We start from the raw sequence: 18949 nt of genomic DNA on the forward strand, positions 1-18949 counted from the left end.
CAGTTTTATATTCCAAAATCCCCGGACGTATGTCCGGGAATTTTTTGTCACAGGCCGGTCTGGGCGGGGTTGTCGATGAGGTTTCCGTCGCAGTCGAACCGGGAGCCGTGGCAGGGGCAGTCCCAGGTGTGCTCCTCTGGGTTCCAATTCAGCTGGCAGCCCAGGTGGGCGCACCGGGGGGAAGTCAGATGGACCTGGCCGTCGGGCTCCCGGTAAGCCGCCACCTTTTTTCCGTGCCAGGTGACCACCGCCCCCTGGCCGGCAGGGAGCTGGTCCAAGAACATTCCGGGGCGCCACAACCAGCCGCGGAGCAGGCCCTTGGCGGCGCGGCCGCTCTCTCCGGCCAGGCTCCGGGCCGCTGTCCAGCTGAACCGCCGGGGGGAGAGAACGGAGGAGAGGGGGTGTTCCTGTCCGGTTATCTGGGCGGAAATAAGGTCCGCGGCCACCATGGAGGCGGTCATGCCCCATTTTTGGAATCCGGTGGCCACATACCAGTGGGGACGGGAGGGGCTGAATACGCCGATATAGGGCAGGCCGTCCAGGGTGACGCAGTCCTGGGCGGACCAACGGGCTGCCGGGACGGCTTGGGGCCAGAAGGACCTGGCCTGGGCCTCCAGCATGTCGTAGGGACTCCGTTCCGCACCCTTGCCGGTGGGGTGGCCGCCGCCGCCCACCAGAAGGTAGGCTCCGGCGTTCCGGAAGGACAGCCCGCCGGGGTCCACGCCGTAGTAGATGCCGTCCAGCTGGGGAGCGCCTGACACCGCCGCCACATAGCTGCGCTCCTGGTGCATCCGGGCAAAGTAGAGGCCGGGAAAATTGACAAAGGGGTAGTGGCAGGCGAATACCACATACCGGGCGGTCACCCGCCCCCGGGGAGTGGTCAGACGGGCTTCCTCTGCGGTCAGAACAGGGGTGTGCTCATAGACCTCCAGTCCTTGGGCGGCTCCGTACAGAAATTTCAGGGGGTGGAGCATGGCCTGTCTCTCCATCCGCACCGCGCCCTTGACCGGAAAGGGCAGGGTCGTGGTCACGGTGAAGGCGGTCTCCAGCCCCAGGGCGCGGCAGGCCACGTCCTCCCGGACCAGGGGCAGCTCCCGGGAGCGGGAGTAGAGGTAGGCGGGGCAGTCCATGAAGTCGCAGCGGATGCCGGAGCGGGCCAGCCGGCGGTACTCCTCCACCGCCTCCTGGTTGGCCTGGGCATACAGCCGGGCCCGGGACTCGCCTAGTTGCCGGATGAGCCGGGTATAGATCAGGCCGTGCTGGGCGGTGATCTTGGCGGTGGTGTTCCCGGTCTGTCCGCTGCCCAGGGTGCGGGCCTCCAGTATCACGGTATGCAGTCCCGCCCCGGCCAAGGCCCGGGCGGTGAGCACCCCCGCCATTCCTCCGCCGATGACCGCGGCGTCTACCGTCAGATCGCCGCCCAAGGACCGTCCGCCGGGAGCCGCGGCATCCCATCGCCAAAGAGATTCCATGTTACCGCCTCCTTGCGCATCCAGCATGCGCCGGAGACGGCGGTTTTATTCTGGTTTAAAGACGTTCCGTCTCTTGGGGTAGGATATGCTCCGCCTCCCGGACCCGGAAGCGCTGGGAGTGGATCTTGTCCTCCTCCAGAAAGTCCTGGACGTAGTCGATAAACGCCTGGACCAGGCCGGAGGGCTGCTGGGCCTTGCTCCACACCAGCACATATTCCGCCTGTCGGGCGGGCTGGGTGACCACCTTAGACACCACCAGGTCGTTGGGGGTATAGGTGGTCTGAGGGAAGATGCTGATGCCCACCCCCTGCTCCGCCAGCGCCACCGCGTCCACATAGTTGGACATTTCGCAGAAAATGTCGGGTTCCGCCCCGATCTCGCCGAACCACTTTCGGATGGCCTCGATCCGGGATTTCCGGGTGGGGACGATCAGGGGCTGGCCCACCAGCCGGGCCAGGGGCAGCTGGTCCCCGGGCAGCTGGGCCAGGGGGTGCTTCCGGGGGATGATGGCCACCCAGGGCTCCCGGCCCACAGGGAAGCCCTCCAGATGCTCCGTGTCGTAGGGGGCGGCGATGACCGCCAGGTCGGCTAGCCCCCTGTGCAGGCGGTCCAGCACGTCGTCGCTGCTGCCGTTCCACAGGCTGTACCGAACCAGGGGGAATTCCTCCCGGAAGCCCGCGATCCACCGGGCGGTGAGATAGGGCGCCCGGCCCTCCACCAGGCCCAAAACGATGGTGCCTGACACGCCGCTTTTCATGGCTGCCAGTTCCTGGCGGGTCTTCTCCTCCAGATCCAGCAGCTGGACGGCCCGGCGGAGGAGGAGGCTGCCCTCGTCGGTGAGGGTCAGCCGCCGCTTGCCCCGGATGAAGAGGGGGGCTCCCAGCTCCTCCTCCAGACCCCGGATCTGGTTGCTCAGGGGTGGCTGGCTCATATTCAATTTTTCCGCGGCCCGGGTGATGTTCAGCTCCTGGGCCACCGTGATAAAGTAACGGAGGGTACGCAGTTCCATTCCCATTCACCTCGGACTTATCATATCAAAAAAATATGGTAAATGCAATGATATATGTATTTCCTTTTTTAAACCGTTGGTGTTAGGATAAGGGCGTCCAAAGGGAACAGAAAGATTTCCCAAAGCAAAGAGCAGTAAAACGGAACGGAGGTCCTGATAATGGAACAGAATGTTTTACGTCACGTCGTCGGCGCGGGTCATGGGAATTGTCAGACTTCCCAGTACGCACGATAAGAAGCAAGCACCGGATCTCAAAATGAGCAGAAAGGAGCGTAACACCATGAAGAGCCTGGCCGCCCTGCTGAGTGATTACTACCGCACCTTCTCCCGCTGAGGGAAACGTAGGTGGAACTGATAAACCGGACTTGATCTTGAAAGGAGATTTTCGTTATGAAAAGCCTGTCCAGCCTGCTGAGTGATTATTACCGCACCTTCTCCCGCTAAGCGGAACGGCGCGCGGAAACCGATATACCGATTTTGATGTGAAAGGAGATCATCCCCATGAAAAAGCTGTCCAGCTTCCTGGCTGCCTATTATGGTTCCTTTGCCCGGTAAAGAAATGCCTTCTTCCCTTTGTGTGATCCATCCGTCACTCAAAGTAAAAAAACACGGCCCGAACAGCACCTCTCCGCTGTTCGGACCGTGTTTTGTTTTGGTTGGGAGATGGAGAACCGATGGGAGCCGCCGTTTACTGGATCTTCAGTTGGCGGCGCAGCTCTTTGATGCGGTCCCGACCGATGGGCAGGGGGATGTCGGCCCCCCGGACCCGCAGGGCGAAGCTGTTGTTGTTCCAAGGGAAGATGTCCTGGATAAATTTCAGCTGGACCAGGCAGGTCTTGTGGATGCGGTAGAAGCCCTGGCCGTTCAGCCGGCTCTCATACTCGGAGAGGGAGGCGTTGTCGGTATACTCCTTGCCGGACAGGGTGTGGAGGACGCAGCCCCGCCCGGAGCCGTCCGTCTCGATATAGGTGATGTCGCCCACATCCAGCAGGATGGTGTGGCGGTTGCTGCTGATGGCCAGCCGGTCCAGGGGCTGGGGGGAGGCCGGAGGCTCTGCGGCGGCGCTGGGGAGGCAGTGGTCCAGCACCTGGTCCAGCCGCTCCGGGTCGAAGGGTTTGAGGATGTAGTCGTTTACCTGAAGCTCAAAGGCCCGCACCGCGTATTCGGAGTAGGCGGTGGCGAAGACGATCTTGGCTTGGGGCATGAGCTTCCGGGCCAGGGCGGCCACGGTGGTCCCCTCCATGTCTCCCAGGTGGACGTCGATGAACAGCAGGTCGAAGGTCTGCCGCTCCAGCAGGGCCATGGCCTGCACGCCGCTGCCCGCCTCGGCGATCTCCGCCTGGGGCAGGCGCTTCCGGAGCTGGTGGATCAGCTCCACCCGGGAATATTTTTCATCATCGATCACAGCGATCCGCATAGGGTCATCTTCCTTCCGACAGAGTTTGGGCGGCGGTGGGGGGCTCCAGGGGGATGGAGAGATAGAAGGTGGAGCCGTGGTCGGTGCTCTGGATGTCAAAGACGCACTGGTCGCCGTAAATGCTGCGCAGCCGCTTTTGTACGTTGAACAGGCCGGAGTAGCTGGGGTCGTCGGGGTCGTGGAATTTGGCCAGCACCTCCGGCGGGAAGCCGTGCCCCCGGTCGGAGATCCAGATCTGGGCGCGGGTCTGGTCCTGCTCGATCCGGATGTCCACATACCGGTGGCCGTCGGAGGACCCGCCGTGGCGGATGGCGTTTTCCACCAAGGGCTGCAGGAGCAGGGGCGGGAGCCGCAGCCGCTCCAGGTCATCGGGGAGCTGGCGGGTGACGTGGACGGTCCCCTCAAACCGTGCTTCGGTGAGGAAGAGGTAGTTGTCCACGTTAGACAGCTCCTGGGACAGGGTGACGAAGCTCTCGTTGATGGATAGGGTCTGGCGGAAATACCGGGCCAGGACCAGGATGGTCTCCCGGGCCCGGTCCGGGTCGGTGAGACAGAGGGCGGAGATGGTGTTCAAGGCGTTGAACAGAAAATGGGGGTTGATCTGGGACTGAAGCGCCCGGAACTCCGCCTGGTGGCGCAGGTCCACCTGGTGCTGCAGCTCTCCCAGCTCCAGCATGGAGGAGAACAGCTGGGCCAGACTCTCGGCGGTGAGCAGGTCCGCCTCCAGGATCAGGTTGGGGCCTGTGGGCGTCAGCAGGATCAGTGCTCCCACCGCCCGCTGGTCCCAGACCAAAGGGGCGGCGATGGCCGCCTTCTCCTGAAAACGGCGGGATTGGCGTTCTCCCTGGTAGTTGCGGATGACGGACAGCTTTCTGGACTCTTCGGCCTGCCGGACGAAATCGGGGAGGGGCTGTCCCGCCAGGGACATCCCGCTGGCCACCAGGATCTGCTCCCGGTCGGCGATGGCCACCTGGAAGTTGGGCAGGTTGCGCCGCACTGTGTCCGCCGCCTTTTGGAGGGCCTCCCGGTTGCTCAAGCCCTCCCGGAGGTAGGGAAGGCACTCCTGGGCCACAAACAGGGCCGCCGAGCGCTGCTCCACCAGCTCAAAGGTCAGGTTGCGGTTCAGGCGGTCCAGCATCCCCATGAAGATGACCAGCCCCACGGAGTTGACCGCCATTTTGGGCAGGAGGATGGCTTGTTCCAGGGCCACCGCGGCGGGGAAGGGCTTGGCCATCACCAGGATGATCCCGCACTGGATCATCTCAGACAGGACCGCAATGCCCACCAGAGCGGCATTCCGGTGGGAGATCCGGGGGAGCCAGCGGTAGAAAAAGGCGCCGATAACGCCGAAACAGAAGGTGCCCACGCCGCAGGCCAGGGAGGTAAAGCCGGCCGGATTATAGAGGTAGCGGTGCACGCCGCTGAGCAGGCCGGCGCAGATCCCGGAGAGGGGTCCGCCCACCAGTCCGGCGGCCACGGTGCTGATGACCCGGGTGTTGACCACGGCGCCCTGAAACTGCAGGCCGGTGTAGGTGCAGCTGATGGACAGCAGGCCGAAGATAAGCCCCAGAAGCAGCTGGTTGCTTACGGAGCGCTCCTGACGTTTCAGGATGGTGCGCAGGGGCTTGATCTCGGTCAGCGCGGTTGCCGTCAGCATCAAAAGCCCCAGATTCAGCAGCAGATACCCCAGCAGGCTGTCATCCAGCATACGACACGTCTCCCTTTTTGTCCGCTCATTGTTTACAAAATTTTAACGGAAACAGTGTAACACGGAACAGGAACCATTGCAAGAACCAGCTATCCGTTCTCACCCGGATTTTTACCGTTCCCCCGCCAAAAATGACCGTACCCGGCAGTTTTGTTGACAGAAGGGTAGAATACACATAAAATGCGGATGTCCCGAGAGAAGATTTGTGTGTTTTGCGTTTCCGCGGTCACGCCGCTGAAATAAAACTGAGAAACTTTTGAGAAAGGGAGAGACTAAAATGAAAATGAAGAAGATCCTGGCCCTGGCCCTTGCATTGTGCATGACCATGTCCCTGGTCGCCTGCGGAGGCGGAGGCAGCAAGAGCTCCGCTTCCAGCGACAAGCCCGCCGCTTCCGGTGCCAGCAGCGAGGGCGCCTCCACCGGCCTGACCGAGGCCGAGCGCGCCAAAGAGTTCGTCACCGTAGCCACCGGCCCGACCTCCGGCATTTACTATCCCATCGGCGGCGCCTTCGCCACCGCTCTGGGTGATTGGGGCTACACCACCAGCGCTCAGGCCACTGCCGCCTCCGCTGAGAACATCCAGCTGATCCTGGACGGCGACGCCGAGATCGCCATCGCCATGCAGGACTCCGTCATGCAGGCCTATGAGGGCTTCGGCGCTTACGAGGGCAAGGAGCCTGCCAGCGACCTGCGCGCCCTGATGCGCCTGTGGCCCAACTACGTGCAGCTGGTCACCACCGCCAACACCGGCATCAAGTCCGTGGAGGACCTGAAGGGCAAGCGCGTGGGCGTTGGCGCCGCCAACTCCGGCGTGGAACTGAACGCCCGCATGATCTTTGAGGCCTATGGCATGAGCTATGACGACTGCACCGTGGACTACCTGGCTTACGGCGAGGCCATCGACAACATGAAGAACGGCCAGTGCGACGCCGTGTTCGTCACCTCCGGCCTGCCCAACGCCACCGTCACTGAGCTGGCCACCAGCTATGACATGGTCATCGTGCCCATCGACGGCGCCGGCCGTGACAACCTGATCTCCAAGTACCCCTTCTATGCCGAGACCGTCATCCCCGCTGATACTTACAACAACACCGAGGACGTCCAGAGCGTTTTCGTGTACAACATCATGCTGGTGCGCGGGGACCTGTCCGATGAGATGGTCTACGATATGCTGACCGGTATCTTCGAGAACATCGACACCATCCAGGCCTCCCACAACGCCGCCAACAAGAACATCTATCTGGATGTGGGCGTCAGCGACATTCAGCTGCCCCTCCACGACGGCGCCGCCAAGTTCTGGGCCGATCACGGCTTTGAGCAGTAATCAGTGACCTTTCTCAGCCGGCACGCGGTATGTCCCTGACCTCTGCCGCGTGCCGGCTGTCCATTCCATCCGGACAAAGGAGCGGTGATCCGGTATGCCGGCGTCTCCGGAGAAGTGGCGCAGATGCGTCCTGGCCGTCCTGCTGGTGACGGCCTGCGTACTTGGCGCCACCCTGCTTTTCACCGGACGGGATCCGGTGATGACCCTGCGCCTGTCTTATCAGAAGACGGGTGAGATCATTTTGGAGCGGCAGATCCAACCGGGGGATACCCTGACGGTGGAGCTGACCCACTCCTTCGAGCATGTTCCTTGGAACGAATACTACGTGGTCCAGGAGGATGGGAGCTTCCTCCTCCAGCGCATCGAGGTCGGAGGCTTCGGCGCGGGTATCCCGGCGGAAATGGACGTCCCCACCTACGTGGGGGAGGACGGGCTGGTCCATATGGATGACATCAACAGCGTCTTTTTCCGGTTTAACTGGATCACTTCTCAAATCAATATGAAGGATCTGCTGCTGAACGGCGAGCCGGTCCTGGCGTTTTCCTCGCTGCCCCACCACAGCTTTGTGACCTGTGAAACCGTTGTTCAAAGGAGGTTGTTCCACTTTGGCTGAAGAAAACAATATTTTCGCCACAGAATTGTCTGCGGAAGAATTGGCCAAGCAGGAGGCCATGCTGGAAAAGCATGAAAAATCTGCACGCACCCGCAAATTTGATTCCCCCACGATGAAAAAGGCCCTGTCCCTGTTCTGTTTCCTGTTCACGGTCTACCACCTGGTCTATGCGGCCGGCCTGCTGACCATGGTGAACCTGTGGCACCACTCCATCCACGTGGGCCTGATCCTGATCCTGAGCTTCGTGCTCTACCCCGCCTACGAGAAGGCGTCCCGGAAGAAAGTCGCCTGGTATGACGTCATCTTCGCCGTCCTGTCCCTGGCGGAGCCCATCTACGTGCTGGCCCGGTACAACGCGTTCATGTCCACCGGCTTCAAGCCCTCCACCCTGGATATTATCATGGGCACCATCCTGGTGATCCTGGTGTTGGAGGCCACCCGCCGGATCAGCGGCCCGGCCCTGCCCATTCTGTGTATCATCTTCCTGCTGTACGGTCTGTTCGGCCGCTATGTGCCCGGCATCTTTATGCACCGCGGCTACTCCTGGACCAAGATCATCCAGTATCTGACCATCGACATCTACGGCATCTACGGTTCCTCCATCAAAGTTTCCGCCACCTACATTGTCATCTTCATCATCTTCGGTGAAGTCATGAACAAGTGCGGCATGGGCCAGCTGTTCAACGACCTGGCCAGCGCCATCGCCGGCGGCACCAAGGGCGGCCCCGCCAAGGTGGGCGTCATCGCCTCCGGCCTGCTGGGCATGATCAACGGCGCCGCCGTGGCCGTGGTGGTCACCACCGGTTCCTTCACCATCCCCCTGATGAAGAAGAGCGGCTATACCGACGAGTTCTCCGGCGCCGTAGTGGCCACCGCCTCCGTGGGCGGCCAGCTGATGCCCCCCATCATGGGCGCCGCGGCCTTCGTTATGGCCGAGACCCTGGGCGTCAAGTATTCCGTCATCGTGAAAGCCGCTGTGATCCCCGCCATCGTCTATTACGCCGGCATCCTGTTCCAGGTCCAGCTGCGCGCCAACAAGGAGAAGATGTTCGGCCTGCCCAAGGACCAGCTGCCCAAGATCGGCGGCGTTTTGAAGGAGCGGGGCCACCTGATCATCCCCATCGCCTTCCTGGTCATCATGATGTTCGCCTCCGGCTGGACGGTTCTGAAGATCGCCTTCTGGACCATCATTCTGACCATCGTTGTGGCTGAACTGCGGCCCGTCAGCCGGATGAGCCTGAAGGACATCTATGACGCCTTTGCCCAGTCCGCCCGTTCCACCGTCTCCGTGGCCATCAGCTGCGCCTGCGTAGGTATCATCGTGGGCGTTTGCTCCCTGACCGGTTTCGCCCTGAACATCGCCAGCGCCATCATCAGCATCGGCCAGAGCAGCATCTTCCTGACCCTGCTGTTCACCATGGTGACCTGTATGATCCTGGGCATGGGCCTGCCTTCCATCCCCTCTTACCTGATCACCGCCACCATCGCGGCTCCCGCTCTGGTGAAGCTGGGCATCCCCGACCTGTCCGCCCACATGTTCTGCTTCTACTTCGCCATGTTCGCCAACCTGACGCCTCCCGTGGCCCTGGCCTCCTTCGCCGCGGCCGGCATCTCCGGCGGCAACCCCATGAAGACGGGCTGGGTGTCTGTGAAGCTGGCAATCGCGGGCTTCATCGTCCCCTACATGTTCGTCTACAACCAGGGCCTGCTGCTGGACGGCGTGACGCTGCTCAGCGGTATCTGGATCCTGATCACCTCCGTCATTGGCGTGTTCCTGATCAGCGTGGCCGCCGAGGGCTACCTGTTCGCCAAGGTGCCCATCCTGATCCGTGCGGTATCCGCCGTCACGGCCCTGCTGCTGATCAACAGCAGCATTGCCACCGACGTGGTTGGCCTGGCCCTGTGCGCCGCTATCGTGGTGTTCCAGGTGGCCAACGCCAAACGCCAGGGCTTGAAGATCGCCTTCTGAGTACCCGGCGAAACTAAATCATAAAAACGGGACGGACCTCTTGGGTCCGTCCCGTTTTTGCGTGGGAGAAAACCGGTTCATACCGGGGCGTCCGTCCGTGCTTCGTGTTTGATGAGGAGATAGACTGTCAAGTACATGACGGCCACAAATATCACGAAGACCAGCGTGGACCGGGCTGTCCCGCTCATACAGCAGTAGCCATCGCATCCCACATCGTTCCCGCCGGGTCCTATGACCGGGTCTATGACGCGGCCCTGGACCGGGACCTGGTGGACCCTACCAGCTACCACTCCGTGGACCGCAACTCCACCACCATCTTCGGCCTGCTTATGGCAATATACGGTTTATTTTTTCAATAAGTGCCGCGTTACCACATGTATGGAGAAGTATACGTTCCGGTCCGAAAACTTTTCTATAGAAAAAATAACGATACAGACTGATTTGAAGGAACACAGATGAACGATTTTGATGTAGTGGGACGAATTAAAGAAGTATATGCGTCTCGTTCCTGGAGTTACTACCGTATGGTAAAAGAAGCGGGGCATTGAAAGCCATTCGGAATGGCCGGGTAAGGCGGCTTCCTAAAACCACCATTTATGAGTGCATCGTCAAGGCGGCGGGGATCAAGACTCCATGGTGTTTACGGTTATTTTGCAGAAAACAATAAGCTGGACACTGAGTGTCCAGCTTACATGGAGCAATAGAGGAAAGATCAAAAGGTATGGAAAAATCAGACATCGCCGGGGCCGAATGGGAAGGATTGATACGCCGGAATCTCCAGAGCTTCGGCTATATCAAACAAGGTGTCCAGGGCAATGGCCTTTTTAATGTTGGGAGCTTCCGTGTGGCTGGTGAAGGCTGGAGTCAGTCCAACCCTCCACAAGCCGCTCCCGGGCCGACCACACAGCTTATGGCAGTATGAGATATCCAAAACCATTTAAAGGCAGTTCCCTGCGTGTTTTACTCTTGTAGCAATTGTCCCGATGATGATATCGCAGCGAATCGCGCCACTAATTGGCAGAGCTTTCGTTCTTTCATCACCTCTAACAGATCGTAAAATATAATGATAAGAGCGGGAGATCAGCAGATGAACCCGAACGAGGGGAAAACGCCAGGCTGCTGGCTAAGGAATGAGCGTATGAATTAGCGCAGGATTCACCTCATCACTTGCAACCGGATCGTGATTTTCCGCGCAGAGTTTATTTCTCCATTGCTTTGATAAGCCGTAAAATATCTTCCAGAGTACGCTGATAATGCTCGCTGGTCCTGTGTGCGTATTGGGTAAAGGCTACAGCCTCCCTGTCGATCCCAAACATAGCCGTAACACCTAAATCATAGGCCTCACTGGCACTGTCTGCGATGCCTCCCACCACAGCCACTAAAGGTACTTTCCGAGGCTTGGTTCGCTTTGCGATTCCAGAGATTACCTTTCCGTGAACGCTCTGGGAGTCGATGCGGCCCTCACCGGTGATGACCAGGTCGGCTCCATCCAGACACCGGTCAAATTCCACCATATCCAGCACAGCTTCAATGCCAGATTTCAACTCAGCACACAGAAAGGCCACACAGCCCGCTCCCATGCCGCCGGCAGCTCCGGTACCGGGCATCTGTGCCACGGGCAGTCCAAGCTCCTGCTGAATCAGTTGATCCAGACAGCGCAGCTGGTTGTCGAGCCGTTCCACCATGGCCTCATCTGCGCCCTTTTGAGGCGCAAAGACATAGGCCGCTCCTGTAGGTCCATGCAAAGGATTGTCCACATCACACATCACAGTGATCTTGACCTTCTCCAGCAGTTTTCGGGCCTCAGATACATCAATATGACAAATTTGGTCCAGCGTTCCGCCCACCGGCACAAAGTGATTTCCGTTTCGGTTGCAGAACTTGACTCCCAGGGCTGCGGCACAGCCGCAGCCGCCGTCGTTGGTGGCACTGCCGCCCAGCCCGAGCAGGATCTCCGTGCAGCCGCTCTCGACTGCGTGGCGGATTACCGTTCCAACGCCAAACGTGGTCGTGGCCTCCGGATTCTGCCGTTCTCCTACCATAGGCAGTCCGGCCGCACAGGCCATCTCCACCACGGCTTTGGATCCGCTGCGGGCGTAAGTGGCCTGGATGTTCTCCCCATAAGGGCCGGTGGTTGTGACGGTCACCGGGACAGCATGGATTGCTTCGATAAAGCACTCTACAGTACCCTCGCCGCCATCGGCCACCGGTACGGTAACCACTTCACACTCAGGAAAAAAACGGGGAACCGACTGACGGGCAATCCGGCAAATCTCCAAACTGGACAAGGTCCCTTTGAAGGAGTCGGAAATGACAATGCATTTTTTCATCGTGCCTTACCTGTTGACCACGTTGACGGGAGCGCCTTCGATATAGGCCTTGACGTTGGCTACGGCGCAGTCCATGATACGCTGACGGCTCTCCTTGGGGGCCCAGGAGATATGGGGGGTGATGATGCAGTTTTTGGCCTTCAGTAAGGGGTTATCCGCCTTGATAGGTTCGGTGTACACCACGTCCAGGCCAGCAGCGCCCATCTTGCCGCTGTTTAAGGCGTCAGCCACATCCTGCTCGTTGATGAGCTGGCCCCGTGCGTTATTGATGAGGATGACACCATCCTTCATTTTGGAGATGGTGTCCTTGTTAATCATGCCGGTGTTTTCAGGAGTCAGGTTGCAGTGCAGGGTGATGACGTCGGCCTTGGCATACAAGGTGTCCAGGTCCACATATTTCCCGATGACTTTACCAGACTCATTGGGATAGACATCATAGGCCAGTACGTTCATACCCAGGGCCTTAGCTACCCGGCCCTCCGCCTGGCCGATGCGGCCGAAGCCAATGATGCCGATGGTCTTATCCTCCAGCTCCATCAGGGGATAGTCCCAGTAGCACCAGTCGATGCAGTTGGCCCAATCGCCGGCATGGACAGAGGCGTCATGATGGCCGATGTGGTGGCAGATCTCCAGCAGCAGGGCAATGGAGAACTGGCTGACTGAGGCGGTGCCGTAAGTAGGCACATTGGTGACGGGGATACCTTTCTCCTTGGCGTACACATAATCCACCACGTTGTAGCCGGTGGCCAAAAGGGAGATGAATTTCATGCTGGGGCAGGCGTCGATCACTTTCCTGGTGATGGGGGTCTTGTTGGTGAAGACGATCTCAGCATCTCCAATACGGGCGATGGCCTCGTTCTCGTCGGTGAGACTGGTACGGTCATAGACCGTCAACTCGCCCAGCTTGCCCAGCTCATCCCAACTCAAATCGCCGGGGTTCTCCGTGTATCCGTCCAAAACAACAATTTTCATGGTTCAACCCTCCGTGTCATTATCTTAGCCGAATTGTTAGGATAAATCAATCCTCCAAAAGCGCCCAGGCCCGTTTCAGTATCCACTTTGGGTTGGCCGGCGCAATATCCTCATCCTCGCCGGGACGCAGAGTACGGATCACAAACCGCTGGTCTTATAGGTGGTGGGAAAATGACGCAGATCTACTAATCGATGGCGTTTGGATTGAGCTTAGGGCCCAGCAAGCGGTGCTTGAAGTTAAGAGCTTTCCACATTTGATTGAAGAGAAAATCTTCCCCGGAAACTCGTTATGCGTTACAAACAATGGTTCTGTTGGTTGCGCCTTTTATCAACCCATTCCGTTTACATGCAGTCACGATGTAAATCCGCTATATTTCTTGGATGGCGATATTAATGTGTTTAATGCACTCTTCGTCGCTACAGTGATTGAAATGGATAAATACCGCTGGGCATATGGCCGCAAGTGGAGACCTGAGCGTATGGTAAAATCAACAATTCGTCTACCTGCTAAATTAGTCGCTGGCGAATATATTCCTGACTGGGACGCTATGGAAAAATATATTAAGGATTTGCCCTATAACAAAACAATATGATAAAAGAGCGGCCAAGGCATAAAACCTTGACCGCTCTCTTGTTATCGGTATCACAACCACACCGTCACGGCGAAGCCGCCGCGAAAATAGTAGGTGTTCGTGTAATACCCCTTTGGTGGAGGCGGGGAGAGTTGAACTCCCGTCCGAAAACGCATCCACAAGAACTTCTCCGGGCGCAGACGGTTATTGCGGGAGTCTTGCTCTCCCCGTTCCCCTCGCCCCGGGCAAGCCGTCACGCCCGGGGGTCAGGTGAGCTTCATGATGCATGGTACGCGCAAAGCTTAGCGTACGCACGTCCGCCACTAAACGACGCCTGATCCGGGCTCGTGGCCCTTCCCGGTCAGACGGCCGCCTTTAATTAGGCAGCGTAAGCGTATTCGTTGTTGTTCTTTAATTTATAAAGAATGCCCGTTTTAAGGTGGCCAGGCGCCACCGCCCGCTATTCCTGCTTCAACGTCCCCGTCGAAACCGGTACGCCCCCTCGTCGTCGACGCAAGCTTCCTATCATTCGCTTCTGTGCAGGCACGAAAGCTCATTCATTCCGCTGCTCCTCCGCTTCGTACCGAAGCCGCTGGCGCTGGGCTTCGGCACGATGGGCGGCGGTGCCGCCCGGGGAGGTGACCTGGAGGTCTTGATTCGCGCGGAGCGGGCTTTTCCGCCCCGCGCGGTACGAAACGCTTATATTGTAAACCGGATAGACCGGAATTACACCTTCTCAGGCTCGGGGTACGCCACCCCGAAGGTATCCACAGTGACCTTCTTCATCTTCTGCTCCTGGCGGGGGCGGTCGTTCCAGTCGGTCTTGGTGGACACGATGGCGTCGGCCACGTCCATGCCCTCGATGACCTTGCCGAAGGCGGCGTACTGACCGTCCAGGTGGGGAGCCTTTTCCACCATGATAAAGAACTGGCTGCCGGCGGAGTTGGGATTCATGGCCCGGGCCATGGACAGCACGCCCCGGTCATGGGCCAGGTCATTCTGAAAACCGTTGCCGGTGAACTCGCCCTTGATGGAGTAGCCGGGGCCGCCCATGCCGGTGCCCTGGGGGCAGCCGCCCTGGATCATAAAGCCGGGGATAACACGGTGGAAGATCAGGCCGTCATAAAAGCCCTTCTGGATCAAGCTGATGAAGTTGTTTACGCTGTTGGGGGCCACCTCGGGGAACAGCTCGGCCTTGATGACGCCGCCGTTTTCCATCTCAATGGTGACGATGGGGTTCTGTGCCATGTAGATCATCCTTTCCAAAATATCTGAAGTACCGTCAGCGGTTCCGGGTCTTCATGGCCCGGTCCATCTCCCGTTTCGCGTCCTTCCGGGCGGCGGATTCCCGCTTGTCGTAGAGCTTTTTGCCCTTGGCCAGGCCGATCTCCAGCTTGACCCGGGGACCTTTGAAATAGACAGCCAGGGGGATGAGGGAGTAGCCGTCCTGCTTGATGCGGCCGAAGAGCCGCAGGATCTCCCGCTTGTGCATCAGCAGCCGGCGGGGACGGCGGGGGTCCTTGTTGAAGATGTTGCCCTTCTCGTAGGGGCTGATGTGCATGCCAAGGACGGACAACTGCCCCTCCTTGATGATGCAGAAGGAATCCTTCAGATTCACGTTGCCCAGGCGGATGGACTTGACCTCGGTGCCCGCCAGTTCGATACCGGCCTCGTATTTCTCCTCGATAAAATAATCGTGGTAGGCTTTGCTGTTTTTCGCGATGATCTTGACGGCTTCGCCCATGGCCGGCACCTCCTCTCAGGGAAACGTGGTATGTTAATGTAACATATTTGCGGGAAAAAAGCAAGGGGAAAAGGTGGAAGCCGGTCAGGCCCCGGCGGGGCCGCTCTGTGGCCACAGCTGGGGGAGCAGGGTATAGAAGTCTCCCCGGTCCTCCCAGACCAGAATGAGGGAGCCGCGCTCCACGGTGACCTTGGCCTGGACGCCCAAAAACTCGTTGCTGACCCCCAGGGGGAAGCTGCCCGACATGGTGTAGCGGTCCAGGGGGTATTTCAGGTTGGACAGGGTGACCCCCTCCGCCGTGCCGCTGTTGCAGAACACGGACAGGTAGCCGGACATGGAGGCGGGGAAGGTGATGGAGCCGTTCCGGAGGGCGGTGGCCACCGTCTTTTCCCCGGCCAGGAAGCCGGCGGCACCTTGGGTGGTCAGCCAGTCCAGCAACTGGAGGTTGCCCAGAGTGTGCTCCAGCCGGCCGCCCACGCCGCCCAGCAGGACGAAGCGGCGGTACCCCAGCTCCAGGCCCTTCCGCAGGGCGTAGACCATGTCGGTGTCGTCCTTTTCGGCGGGGAGCCGGGTGACGTTGGGGTGCTTGGGGGCGTAACCCAGGGAGTCAAAATCACCCACCACAAGATCGGGCGTCACGCCGTATGCCATGAGGGAGTCATAGCCCCGGTCGGCGGCGATGACATAGTCTCCGGGGGCGGGGAAGGGGCGCAGGGCGAGGGACAGGGACATGGCCCCCACCACATAACAGATACGGTCGCGGTTTGCCATAATATGACCTTCTTTATCCCGTGGTGATTTTCGGCGGCGGCAGGCCGCGGGGGTTAAACCGGGAAGCGATTTGCTCAACAGTTATCATTATAGCACAAGGAAAGACGTTTGTGGAGGGCTTCTTTCAACTTTTCCCAGCCGGCCGGGCCGGAAGAGGGGACTGCTACCTTAAAAATAAAGAAAAGGGCCTGCCCGCCTTGACTTTCCCCGGTGCAGCGGATAGAATGGCATGTGCTTGGCGTTGCACTTCGGGGAAGCCCGGAGAAAACGCGGGAAATCGAGAGAAAACGGAGACGAGAGCCATGGTGCATTATCTGGACAACGCGGCCACCACCCCGGTGCGGCCGGAGGCCATCCAGGCGGCGGTGGAGGCCATGGGCGAGGGCTGGGGCAACCCCTCCGCCCGCTACGCCCTGGGCGGCCAGGCGGCCGCACGGGTGAAGGAGTGGCGTGCCGACGTGGCCGGGGCTTTGGGCTGCGCCCCGGAGGAGGTGGTGTTCACCTCCTGCGGCACCGAGAGCGACAACTGGGCCATTCAGGCCGCCGCGGAGCTGGGAAAGCGGAAGGGGAAGCACATCATCACCACCGCCATCGAGCACGCCGCGGTGCTGGAGCCCTGCAAGGCGCTGGAGCGCCAGGGCTATGAGGTGACCTACCTCCGGCCTGACCGCCAGGGGAACATCTCCGCCGCCGATCTGGAGCAGGCCCTTCGCCCGGACACGGTGCTGGTGTCCATGATGCTGGTGAACAACGAGCTGGGCACCGTCCTGCCTGTGGCGGAGGCGGCCCGGGCCATCCAGCGCGCCGGCTGTCCCGCCCTGCTCCACTGTGACGCGGTCCAGGGCTTTTTGAAGGTGCCCTTCACCCCCAAGGAGCTGGGGGTGGACCTGCTGTCTCTCAGCGGCCACAAGATCCACGCTCCCAAGGGCATCGGGGCCATGTACATCCGGAAGGGGCTGAAGCTCCCGCCCCTGATCCGGGGGGGCGGCCAGGAGGAGGGGCTGCGCTCGGGCACCGAGGCCACCAGCCAGATCGCCGCCTTCGCCGCCGCCTGCCGGCTGGGCAGGGAGAGCCTGGACCGGGACCTGGCCCACATGGAGTCGCTGAACGCCTACGCCCGGACCCTACTGCCCCAGGCGGTCCCCGGTCTGCGGGCCCTGACCGGGGGGGGCGCCCCCCACATCCTGCCCATCACCCTGCCGGGATACAAGAGCGAGGTGGTGGTCCGGTTCCTCAGCGACCGGGGGATCTGCGTCTCCTCCGGCTCCGCCTGCCACAAGGGCAAGCCCAGCCACGTCTACGGAGCGCTGAAGCTGCCCAAGAAGGAGCAGGACGGCGTGCTGCGGGTCAGCTTCTCCTACGACACCAGCCGGGAGGACGTGGACGCTCTGGCCGAAGGTCTGAAGGCGGCGGGGGAGCAGCTGTTCACCAGCCTGTCGTAAACAAAAGGGGGCAAAGGGGCCCTGTTCACTCGTGGTGTACAAAGGAGTATGAGCCATGTTTTCCTATATGCGGCGGGGGCCGGGCTTTTACCGGCAGGTGCTGGTGCTGGCCGCCCCCATCGTTCTGCAAAATCTGATTACCAGCACCCTAGCCATGGCGGACACCTTCATGGTGGGGATGCTGGGGGAGCTGCCCATGGCGGCGGTGACCCTGGCAAACATCCCCCTGTTTGTGGTCCAGCTGTTCATCTTCGGCGTCCAGAGCGGCTCCACCGTCCTGGCCAGCCAATACTGGGGCAAGCAGGACCTGGACGCCATCAACCGGGTGATGGGGGTGGCCATGTGGCTGGTGTTTCTGGTCTCCGCCGCCTTCGCTGCCGTGCTGCTGGTCCGGCCGGTGGAGTTCCTCAGCTTGTTCGGCAACCAGCGGGAGGTCATCGAGTTGGCCGCCCGGTACGGCAGGATCGCCGGGCTGTCCTATGTGTTTGACGCCCTGGTGATGATGTATGTGGCGGCCTACCGGAGCATGGAGCGGCCCCAGCTGGGCATGTACATCCTGGTGGCCTCCATGGTGGTCAACACCTTCCTGAACTGGGTGCTCATCTTCGGAAAGCTGGGGGCCCCCGCCCTAGGGGTGGAGGGGGCCGCCTTGGCCACCCTCACCGCCCGGGTGCTGGAGCTGGTCATTATGGTGGTCCACATGGCCTGCAGCCGCTTCTTCCGGGTGCGCCTGGGACTGCTGCTGCGGCCGGGGGCGGACATGGTCCGCCGCTTCCTGCGGTACGGCGGCATGGTGGTGTGCAACGAGACCATGTGGGGCCTGGGCACCTCCATGTTCCCCACCATCATGGGCCACATGGCGGGGAGCACTGAGATCCTGGCCGCTTACACCATCGCGGGCAACGTGGAGAAGATCTGCATGGTGGTGGCCTTCGGCATCGGTGCCACCGCCTCCATCATCATCGGCCGGGAGATCGGCGCCGGACGGCAGGACCAGCTCTACGGCACCGGGCTGGCCCTGGATACCCTGGCGGTGCTGGGCGGGACCGTGCTGGGGGTCCTGCTGCTGCTCTTTGTCACCTTTGTAGCGCCGGAGTGGGTGTTCCCCCTGTTCAAACTGTCCCCGGGGGCGGAATCGGTGGCCACCATGATGATCACCACCATGGCGCTGTATATGCCCCTGAAGGACTTCAACAGCGTCAATATCGTGGGCGTCCTCCGGGGCGGGGGAGACGTGAAAGCCTCCACCATGATCGACATCGGCCCCCTGTGGCTGTGCGCCATTCCCTATGCCGCCTTCTGCGGCCTGGTGCTGAGGACCCCGGTGTTCTGGGTCTACATGGCCTTCCCCCTGGAACAGGTGGTCAAGTGCTTCATCGGCGTCTGGCGGCTGCGCTCCGGCAGGTGGGTCCGGGACCTGACCCGTCCGGTGGGTGAGTAGGGGCGCATCACGATGCGCCCGCCGCTGCCCTATCCCCACGCCGTCCGAATACGTACCGGAGGGAAATGACTGCTGCGTTCTGAAATGATGTTTTAGCAATGACCGGGCTTTTCTGCGAAGAATAGCCCGGTCACGTTTGTTTAAAATAAATTCATAAACTTCCTA

Annotated in this window: 17 protein-coding genes and 1 other RNA gene; 8 read left to right on the forward strand and 10 right to left on the reverse strand. The window is 60.5% G+C overall.

Going from position 1 to position 18949, the window contains the following annotated elements; genetic code table 11:
* Positions 1 to 47: 47 nt before the first annotated feature.
* The 4 genes from I6E42_RS09725 to I6E42_RS09740 form a co-directional block, all read right to left on the reverse strand.
* Positions 48 to 1472, reverse strand: a complete 1425-nt coding sequence (locus tag I6E42_RS09725; protein ID WP_235371724.1) for an FAD-dependent oxidoreductase — start codon at positions 1470 to 1472, stop codon at positions 48 to 50.
* Between the two features lie 55 nt (positions 1473 to 1527).
* Positions 1528 to 2481, reverse strand: a complete 954-nt coding sequence (locus I6E42_RS09730) for a LysR family transcriptional regulator (RefSeq protein WP_235371725.1) — start codon at positions 2479 to 2481, stop codon at positions 1528 to 1530.
* A gap of 688 nt (positions 2482 to 3169) precedes the next feature.
* Entirely contained in the window at positions 3170 to 3898 is a 729-nt protein-coding gene (locus I6E42_RS09735) for a LytR/AlgR family response regulator transcription factor (RefSeq protein ID WP_235371726.1), read from the reverse strand.
* Between the two features lie 4 nt (positions 3899 to 3902).
* The gene (locus I6E42_RS09740) at positions 3903 to 5606 is read right to left on the reverse strand and encodes a LytS/YhcK type 5TM receptor domain-containing protein (RefSeq protein WP_235371727.1); all 1704 of its coding nucleotides are present in this window, start codon (positions 5604 to 5606) and stop codon (positions 3903 to 3905) included.
* A gap of 277 nt (positions 5607 to 5883) precedes the next feature.
* Here I6E42_RS09740 and I6E42_RS09745 point away from each other — a divergent pair, with 277 nt between their 5' ends.
* The 5 genes from I6E42_RS09745 (at position 5884) to I6E42_RS09765 (ending at position 10434) form a co-directional block, all read left to right on the forward strand.
* Positions 5884 to 6930 carry a TAXI family TRAP transporter solute-binding subunit gene (locus tag I6E42_RS09745; protein WP_235371728.1) on the forward strand — a complete coding sequence of 349 codons (1047 nt, stop codon included), beginning with the start codon at positions 5884 to 5886 and terminating at the stop codon, positions 6928 to 6930.
* 94 nt (positions 6931 to 7024) lie between these two features.
* Positions 7025 to 7543: a DUF1850 domain-containing protein gene (locus I6E42_RS09750; RefSeq protein WP_235371729.1), complete on the forward strand. Its 519-nt coding sequence runs from the start codon at positions 7025 to 7027 to the stop codon at positions 7541 to 7543.
* Positions 7536 to 9512, forward strand: coding sequence for a TRAP transporter permease (locus tag I6E42_RS09755; RefSeq protein ID WP_235371730.1), 1977 nt, complete (start codon positions 7536 to 7538; stop codon positions 9510 to 9512). The genes I6E42_RS09750 and I6E42_RS09755 overlap by 8 nt, the downstream gene beginning before the upstream one ends.
* 104 nt (positions 9513 to 9616) lie before the next feature.
* The gene (locus tag I6E42_RS09760) at positions 9617 to 9871 is read left to right on the forward strand and encodes a hypothetical protein (RefSeq protein WP_235371731.1); all 255 of its coding nucleotides are present in this window, start codon (positions 9617 to 9619) and stop codon (positions 9869 to 9871) included.
* Positions 9872 to 10233: 362 nt separating this feature from the next.
* Entirely contained in the window at positions 10234 to 10434 is a 201-nt protein-coding gene (locus I6E42_RS09765) for a hypothetical protein (RefSeq protein ID WP_235371732.1), read from the forward strand.
* A gap of 277 nt (positions 10435 to 10711) precedes the next feature.
* Here the strand turns inward: I6E42_RS09765 and I6E42_RS09770 are convergent, their stop codons facing one another.
* Together I6E42_RS09770 and I6E42_RS09775 are read right to left on the reverse strand one after the other, a co-directional pair.
* A complete protein-coding gene (locus tag I6E42_RS09770) occupies positions 10712 to 11842 on the reverse strand; it encodes a glycerate kinase family protein (protein WP_235371733.1) in 1131 nt (376 codons plus the stop codon).
* 6 nt (positions 11843 to 11848) lie between these two features.
* Entirely contained in the window at positions 11849 to 12814 is a 966-nt protein-coding gene (locus I6E42_RS09775; protein WP_235371734.1) for a D-2-hydroxyacid dehydrogenase, read from the reverse strand.
* Positions 12815 to 13041: 227 nt separating this feature from the next.
* On the opposite strand from I6E42_RS09775, the gene I6E42_RS09780 reads away from it, so the two are divergent.
* Positions 13042 to 13407, forward strand: a complete 366-nt coding sequence (locus tag I6E42_RS09780) for a restriction endonuclease subunit S (protein ID WP_328284101.1) — start codon at positions 13042 to 13044, stop codon at positions 13405 to 13407.
* 113 nt (positions 13408 to 13520) lie between these two features.
* Here I6E42_RS09780 and ssrA read toward each other — a convergent pair.
* The 4 genes from ssrA to I6E42_RS09800 form a co-directional block, all read right to left on the reverse strand.
* Positions 13521 to 13888: a transfer-messenger RNA gene (gene ssrA, locus I6E42_RS09785) on the reverse strand.
* A 224-nt stretch (positions 13889 to 14112) separates the two neighbouring features.
* Positions 14113 to 14634, reverse strand: a complete 522-nt coding sequence (locus tag I6E42_RS09790) for a peptidylprolyl isomerase (RefSeq protein WP_235371736.1) — start codon at positions 14632 to 14634, stop codon at positions 14113 to 14115.
* 34 nt (positions 14635 to 14668) lie between these two features.
* Entirely contained in the window at positions 14669 to 15130 is a 462-nt protein-coding gene (gene smpB / locus I6E42_RS09795) for an SsrA-binding protein SmpB (protein ID WP_235371737.1), read from the reverse strand.
* An 84-nt stretch (positions 15131 to 15214) separates the two neighbouring features.
* Complete coding sequence (locus I6E42_RS09800; protein WP_235371738.1) at positions 15215 to 15901, reverse strand: thiamine diphosphokinase; 687 nt, start codon at positions 15899 to 15901, stop codon at positions 15215 to 15217.
* A 305-nt stretch (positions 15902 to 16206) separates the two neighbouring features.
* On the opposite strand from I6E42_RS09800, the gene I6E42_RS09805 reads away from it, so the two are divergent.
* Both I6E42_RS09805 and I6E42_RS09810 read left to right on the forward strand, forming a co-directional pair.
* Entirely contained in the window at positions 16207 to 17343 is a 1137-nt protein-coding gene (locus I6E42_RS09805) for a cysteine desulfurase family protein (RefSeq protein WP_412761304.1), read from the forward strand.
* Positions 17344 to 17398: 55 nt separating this feature from the next.
* The gene (locus I6E42_RS09810; RefSeq protein ID WP_235371740.1) at positions 17399 to 18784 is read left to right on the forward strand and encodes an MATE family efflux transporter; all 1386 of its coding nucleotides are present in this window, start codon (positions 17399 to 17401) and stop codon (positions 18782 to 18784) included.
* The last annotated feature ends 165 nt before the right edge of the window (positions 18785 to 18949 follow it).

Origin of the sequence: Pseudoflavonifractor phocaeensis (assembly GCF_021531815.1) — a bacterium.
Classification (GTDB): Bacteria; Bacillota; Clostridia; order Oscillospirales; family Oscillospiraceae; genus Lawsonibacter; species Lawsonibacter phocaeensis_A.

Bases quoted from the DNA above. Each gene is read 5' to 3' on its own strand.
- I6E42_RS09730 (WP_235371725.1), bottom strand. From the start codon at position 2,481: ATGGAACTGCGTACCCTCCGTTACTTTATCACGGTGGCCCAGGAGCTG.
- I6E42_RS09745 (WP_235371728.1), top strand. From the start codon at position 5,884: ATGAAAATGAAGAAGATCCTGGCCCTGGCCCTTGCATTGTGCATGACC.
- I6E42_RS09725 (WP_235371724.1), bottom strand. From the start codon at position 1,472: ATGGAATCTCTTTGGCGATGGGATGCCGCGGCTCCCGGCGGACGGTCC.
- I6E42_RS09765 (WP_235371732.1), top strand. From the start codon at position 10,234: ATGGAAAAATCAGACATCGCCGGGGCCGAATGGGAAGGATTGATACGC.
- I6E42_RS09800 (WP_235371738.1), bottom strand. From the start codon at position 15,901: ATGGCAAACCGCGACCGTATCTGTTATGTGGTGGGGGCCATGTCCCTG.
- I6E42_RS09740 (WP_235371727.1), bottom strand. From the start codon at position 5,606: ATGCTGGATGACAGCCTGCTGGGGTATCTGCTGCTGAATCTGGGGCTT.
- I6E42_RS09735 (WP_235371726.1), bottom strand. From the start codon at position 3,898: ATGCGGATCGCTGTGATCGATGATGAAAAATATTCCCGGGTGGAGCTG.
- I6E42_RS09810 (WP_235371740.1), top strand. From the start codon at position 17,399: ATGTTTTCCTATATGCGGCGGGGGCCGGGCTTTTACCGGCAGGTGCTG.
- smpB (WP_235371737.1), bottom strand. From the start codon at position 15,130: ATGGGCGAAGCCGTCAAGATCATCGCGAAAAACAGCAAAGCCTACCAC.
- I6E42_RS09775 (WP_235371734.1), bottom strand. From the start codon at position 12,814: ATGAAAATTGTTGTTTTGGACGGATACACGGAGAACCCCGGCGATTTG.
- I6E42_RS09790 (WP_235371736.1), bottom strand. From the start codon at position 14,634: ATGGCACAGAACCCCATCGTCACCATTGAGATGGAAAACGGCGGCGTC.
- I6E42_RS09770 (WP_235371733.1), bottom strand. From the start codon at position 11,842: ATGAAAAAATGCATTGTCATTTCCGACTCCTTCAAAGGGACCTTGTCC.
- I6E42_RS09750 (WP_235371729.1), top strand. From the start codon at position 7,025: ATGCCGGCGTCTCCGGAGAAGTGGCGCAGATGCGTCCTGGCCGTCCTG.